Here is a 5,442-nt window from a genome sequence, read left to right as displayed (position 1 = left end):
ATTTTTCTTAGTGCTGTAAGTTTCTGGGAGATCAGCATCAAGTATCAAACGGGGAAATTGAATCTAGGGACTCATACTCCTTCTTCGCTTTTAGAGGGATTTAAAAAGTATTTTGATCATTACTTCCTTGATCTCAATGCAAAAGAATCTGCCACTTTCTATCAATTACAAACTAGCCATCATCGTGACCCTTTTGACCGGATGCTAATCTGGCAAGCTATAAATAATGGCTTAGATCTCATTTCGAATGATGAACTTGTAAAACAACACGAGGATACAAGTTTGAAGATTATTTGGTAACGGAGGATATGATCTATAGAAGCGTGATTTTCAAAGGAATAAATGATACTTTATGAGAAGTGCGTATTCAATCATCATTTTGTTATTACTGCTATTTTTTGTTAGACAGGAAAATGCTTTTTCCCAAAAGTCTTCCAACATATTGATCGCGTATTATTCAGATAGCGGCAATACGGAGGTATTGGCTCAAAGTATTGCAAAAGGGGCTCAGCAGGTAGCCGGAGTGGAAGTATTGATTCTCTCGGTTGATCAAGTCAAATCATCACAGGTACTGTCAGCAGATGCCATCATCCTCGGATCACCTGTTTACAATGCCAATATCGCCCCTTCAGTGCAGGAGTTTATCAATTCTTGGCCGTTTGAGGGAAGACCTCTGAAAGATAAAATTGGCGCGGTGTTCAGTACAGGAGGAGGCATGTCTATCGGAGAGGAGCTTGTGATGCTGAATTTGATGCATAGCATGCTGATTCATGGGATGATTTTGGTTGGTGGAGATACAGTAGAATCTGCCTTTGGTGCTTCGGCCATCACGGGAGAGGGGCCTTTCGATTTGAAGGGAGAATTGGATCCGATTTTTCTGAAAAAAGGCGAAGCTTTAGGAAAAAGAGTAGCGGAGACGGTGCTGCGTTTTCGTTGAGTTTTTAATGGAATAATAATACTGCTTTAGCTTTTTTCAGGAGTCTTAGCTAAGGACTCTATGCTTTGTAGGAAAAGCTTTTCAAAATATGCTTTCTGAAAAAAGCATTATCTAGAAATAGTATTTAGATAAAGCATTTTTAACGGCCGAGAAGTCCTGAATTCTTAGTAAAATTTTACTAGAAACTTTTACCATTTTATTCTTACCTGATTTTTTATAGGACTGAATTGAAGTATCCTTTGATCAATTCCAAAACCTTATATCAATCATGGAAACGAACGAAATTGCTTTCAGTCAGTTGGAATACTAGTATCAAAAAGAAATATCATGGCTAAAGAAAAGCGACCGAGCATCAAGAATGAGGAACAATATCAAGCACTCCGCGACAAGGGGATGAGTCAGGAAAAGGCTGCCCGAATAGCCAATACGGAGGATTCTGGTAAAAAAGGCGGTAAAGCAAAACCCTATGAAGAAAGAACCAAAGAGGACCTTTACGAGCAGGCTCAATCTATCGGTATCGAGGGAAGAAGTAGCATGAATAAAAAAGAGTTGATCGAGGCTCTTCGGAAAGGGTAAAAAAATAACCCCGCCTCAGACCCAGAGCGGGGTTTTTGCAATATAGTTGGTTCACTTTTTCTTAAAGGGCAGAAAGATACTTGTCAAATCCACCTTCTGTAGTCACTCGGAAGCTGATAGCGGCGCTAGGTTGCTCGATATTATAAATCTTGTGGAGACCTTGTGCATCACTTACTTTCTCGCTGTGGATCAAGTTGTCTCCATCATAAATTGATACCGTAAAGGCACTGTCGGCCAAGTTGCTGACTAGCAAGCGGTATTTGTTGTCTTCCACTTTGGATACTCTTGAATACACAGATGGCTTTTCGGTAACGAAGTTTTGGAAGGTAGTCGTACGCAATATTCCGCTCTCATCGGTCACTTCGACAGAGTAAGTTCCCTTTGGTAGGGCATTTAGGTCGTAGCGCTTTGCGAAAGCTTCTGATTTGGTAATTCGATCTCTCAAAACCAGTCTGTTTTCAGCATCCTTGATTTTGACAATGACGGTGCTGCTGGGCGCTTCCGTCATAGCTACTGTTACTTTAGCTGTTGCAGAGTGAATAATCTCTACTGATTTTTCCGCTCCTGCGGCAAAGGCTCCTGTTGCCATCCCGGCAACAAAAAGCATGGTCATTAATTTTTTCATTTTAATAATTGGTTTAATAGGTTCTAGTTTGAATGTAACCCAGGAATGGCTTTCCCATTCAAGGGGGATATTTTGGGTTACTTTATCCATCGGGTCTGATGGGGTTCGGTTCGAATTGCTTTCGAATGACATTACAAAGGTACCAAACGGTGTTAAAAATGAAAATGTTTCAATGAAAATATATTATTTTTTGATATTCGTTAATTTTTAAACTGAATTATTGAAAATACAATAATTTTTTGTCGCTATCGATTGCGAAGTCTTTTCTGATCTGTTTTTATTACATAATGAGAAATAAAATTTTGTAATAATCAGTATTTCAAAATCATGTCATTACATCAATTACCTATATCCATATTTCGCAATCGATTGTATCGAATAAAAAATTTTTCAATCTTTTTTACTTCGGGAGTTGTTTTACTTAAAAAAGCACAATATGCAAGCCATCTGGAACAACCAAGTAATCGCAGAATCCAATGATACGGTCGTAGTGGAGGGGAATCATTACTTCCCTATCGATTCGGTAAAATCTGACTTTCTAAAACCTTCAGAGACCCAGAGCTCCTGTCCCTGGAAAGGACAAGCGTCCTACTATAGCCTAGAAGTAGGCGGGGAGCTAAATAAAGATGCGGCCTGGTACTATCCTGACCCGAAGCCAGCAGCCTCTGAGATCAAAGGTAGGGTGGCCTTTTGGAAAGGGGTGAAGGTGGTGGAGTAAAGAGAGTGATCTGATAAAACTATTTCAATTCAAAAATGCCGTATCGTGTGAAATCTTCTTCATCTGAATCTTTCCAAGATTTCATTGGTGCTGAGTCGGAGTATATCCAAGCTTAAATTTTTTATTTATTAGTTTTGTTTAAGATTTCAGAATGGTATCTCTAATCATTAGACCCTGCATTATTTGCTTATTTAGCCAATACCTAGTAAGATATTTCTAATTTTCAGTAAATATTTACTGGGGAAAATAAGATACTTGCTACTTTGAATGATGCCATCTCAGTCGTCTTACCGACCTTTCATTAGCCATTTTCTTTCCCAGTGTTTTCAGAAATCCCCTGATTTTATTTCAGAGAGATCAGCTTGACAACAGCCCTCCGATTTTTCAAATTTCACCCATCGAGAAACTGAATCAAACTACTACGGGATCAGCTTGCCTTGATGTTTTCCAAGGTAGGCAGCATTATATTCACTGAAAGTCATGCTTTTCAGTGAATCAATTCACCAAAACACCTTACTTTTGGTGAATGAATAAAAACACCATCCGTAGAATACTTCATAAAAAGATTTCTGATAAGCTTTTCAAAGGCAAGACTATCGTCCTGATTGGAGCGCGGCAAGTCGGCAAAACGACACTGATTCGTGAGATATTGAAAGATCGGGAGTTTTTGTTTCTGGATGGGGATGATCCTTTGGTTAGACAGCAATTAACTAATCCCAATACCAAGCAAATCGAAAACCTGCTTGGCAATGCCAAAATTGTCTTTATTGACGAAGCTCAACGAATCGAAAATATTGGTATTACGGCCAAGATTATTCACGATCAATTCAAAGATGTACAATTGATTCTGAGTGGTTCTTCTGCCTTTGAACTTCGAAACAATACCCATGAGCCCCTCACAGGCAGAAAGTTCGAATACTTTCTTTTCCCCATTTCTTATGAAGAATATGAGCAATCGGTAGGGTATTTGGATGCGTTGCGGGATTTGGAAAATCGCTTGATTTATGGCTACTATCCGGATGTCATCAATCACCCCGGAGAAGAGCGGGATATTCTGAATGAAATCACGCAGAGTTATCTATTTAAGGATATTCTTTCATTTGCCTCTATCAAAAAACCTGAGGTCTTGGAAAAAATCCTTCAAGCACTTGCCTTCCAAATAGGTTCTGAAGTCAGCTACAATGAATTGGCACAGTTGACCGGAGTAGATAAAAACACGGTTTCGAGCTATATCCGACTATTGGAGCTCAGCTGCATCATTTTCCCACTTCATTCCTTCAGCAGAAATCTTAGAAATGAAATAAAGACAACCCGGAAAATCTATTTTTACGATAATGGAATCCGAAATGCGTTGATTCAAAACTTCAACCCTTTCGAATTTCGAAATGATATCGGAGCCTTGTGGGAAAATTTTTTGATCACCGAGCGAATGAAGCGAAATCATTACCATTCGGCCTATGCAAATTCATTCTTTTGGCGAACAAAGCAACAGCAAGAAATTGATTACTTGGAGGAAGCAGGTGGGCGGATTTCAGCCTTTGAATTTAAATGGAACCCCAATGCCAAAGTCAAAAAGCCATCTGTATTTTTAGAAACCTACCCAGCTGACTTTCAAGTAATTTCCCAAAATAACTTTAGAGAGTTTGTGGAGTGATGTAAGAGTCAGGATAAATAATCAAATACTCTTCTCTCAAGTGAACCGTATCACTACGCTTCAATAGGCTGCTTCCATCCCCCGCGCAAAACTTTCGCCAATATTCAAAACAGAATCAATATACATCATAAGCCCTTTGAACTGAAAATTTACTGTTAGCTTGCTGAACCGTTTGATGCTATGCTGCGGTAAAGAAAATTTGATTTAAGAAAGGAAGCACCTCTGGCATTTGTCACTATCTTAAGTTCTCCTACTTCCCATCAACCATGTTCTTTTCATTCACAGCACACCAAGTTTTTCTTAAGTTCTACAATTCCAATTATTGGATTTTTCTCCTCTGTTTTGGCATCCTGAAACTCTGATTCCTCGATATAGTAATACCTATCATTTGATGGATCCAGAGGCCGTAAGGTTACTTTTTTGCCACTTTCTAGTGTAAAACCTTCTTTCACTGTAAATCCCTTTTTGGAATTGATATTATAAAAGAAAATATGACGGACAAAATCTACGTCAAATTCAGCAAAAACATAGGACTTGGATTTAAAAACATTGAGAAGTAAACCGGATTGGAACCCCCGCTTATCTATAGAAATTGGAATGTCAAAGGCTAATTTGGCAAAAGGAAGAAACTTTTTTTCATTCATTTGGTACAAGGTATCACGTAGAAAACCTTCTGAAGTCAATTCCGGTAGATAAAAGTATTGTCCATCTAAATCGTCAGAGTAAAAATGCTTAAATGCATATCCTGCGATTGTTCCTTTCTTGGAAATCTTTTTCCTAAACACAATACTATCCATAATCTCCAACTTTGGATCTAGTTTGAAGATCTGGGTTGTCAAAATAAAGCCATCTTCGTGCGGCTTACCAAGGTCCTTAGATAGGGCGTGGAGATTACCTTGATTTACAAATAAATACTGAATGAGAAAGAGAAA

At 38.6% G+C, this 5,442-nt stretch carries 6 protein-coding genes and 1 pseudogene; 5 read left to right on the top strand and 2 right to left on the bottom strand.

What is annotated here, in order from left to right:
* The 3 genes from OU792_RS18110 to OU792_RS18100 form a co-directional block, all read left to right on the top strand.
* Positions 1-300 (top strand): type II toxin-antitoxin system VapC family toxin (locus OU792_RS18110; protein WP_274670986.1); only part of this gene is annotated, 300 nt, incomplete at its 5' end.
* Between the two features lie 52 nt (positions 301-352).
* On the top strand, positions 353-937 hold the full coding sequence (locus tag OU792_RS18105) for a flavodoxin family protein (protein WP_274670985.1): 585 nt from the start codon (positions 353-355) through the stop codon (positions 935-937).
* Between the two features lie 327 nt (positions 938-1,264).
* Positions 1,265-1,513: a DUF7218 family protein gene (locus OU792_RS18100; RefSeq protein ID WP_274670984.1), complete on the top strand. Its 249-nt coding sequence runs from the start codon at positions 1,265-1,267 to the stop codon at positions 1,511-1,513.
* A 61-nt stretch (positions 1,514-1,574) separates the two neighbouring features.
* Here OU792_RS18100 and OU792_RS18095 read toward each other — a convergent pair whose 3' ends face one another.
* Complete coding sequence (locus OU792_RS18095) at positions 1,575-2,138, bottom strand: hypothetical protein (RefSeq protein ID WP_134199695.1); 564 nt, start codon at positions 2,136-2,138, stop codon at positions 1,575-1,577.
* A gap of 436 nt (positions 2,139-2,574) precedes the next feature.
* On the opposite strand from OU792_RS18095, the gene OU792_RS18090 reads away from it, so the two are divergent.
* Both OU792_RS18090 and OU792_RS18085 read left to right on the top strand, forming a co-directional pair.
* Positions 2,575-2,856: a DUF427 domain-containing protein gene (locus OU792_RS18090; protein WP_274670983.1), complete on the top strand. Its 282-nt coding sequence runs from the start codon at positions 2,575-2,577 to the stop codon at positions 2,854-2,856.
* Positions 2,857-3,382: 526 nt separating this feature from the next.
* Positions 3,383-4,510 carry an ATP-binding protein gene (locus tag OU792_RS18085; RefSeq protein WP_274670982.1) on the top strand — a complete coding sequence of 376 codons (1,128 nt, stop codon included), beginning with the start codon at positions 3,383-3,385 and terminating at the stop codon, positions 4,508-4,510.
* 275 nt (positions 4,511-4,785) lie between these two features.
* Here the strand turns inward: OU792_RS18085 and OU792_RS18080 are convergent.
* Positions 4,786-5,442: pseudogene (locus OU792_RS18080) on the bottom strand (hypothetical protein); the annotation flags it as partial.

The organism is Algoriphagus sp. NF, assembly GCF_028823735.1.
In the GTDB taxonomy this organism is placed as follows: domain Bacteria; phylum Bacteroidota; class Bacteroidia; order Cytophagales; family Cyclobacteriaceae; genus Algoriphagus; species Algoriphagus marincola.
Note: the sequence above shows the minus strand (reverse complement) of the source record. Positions and strands in the feature narration are given on the sequence as shown.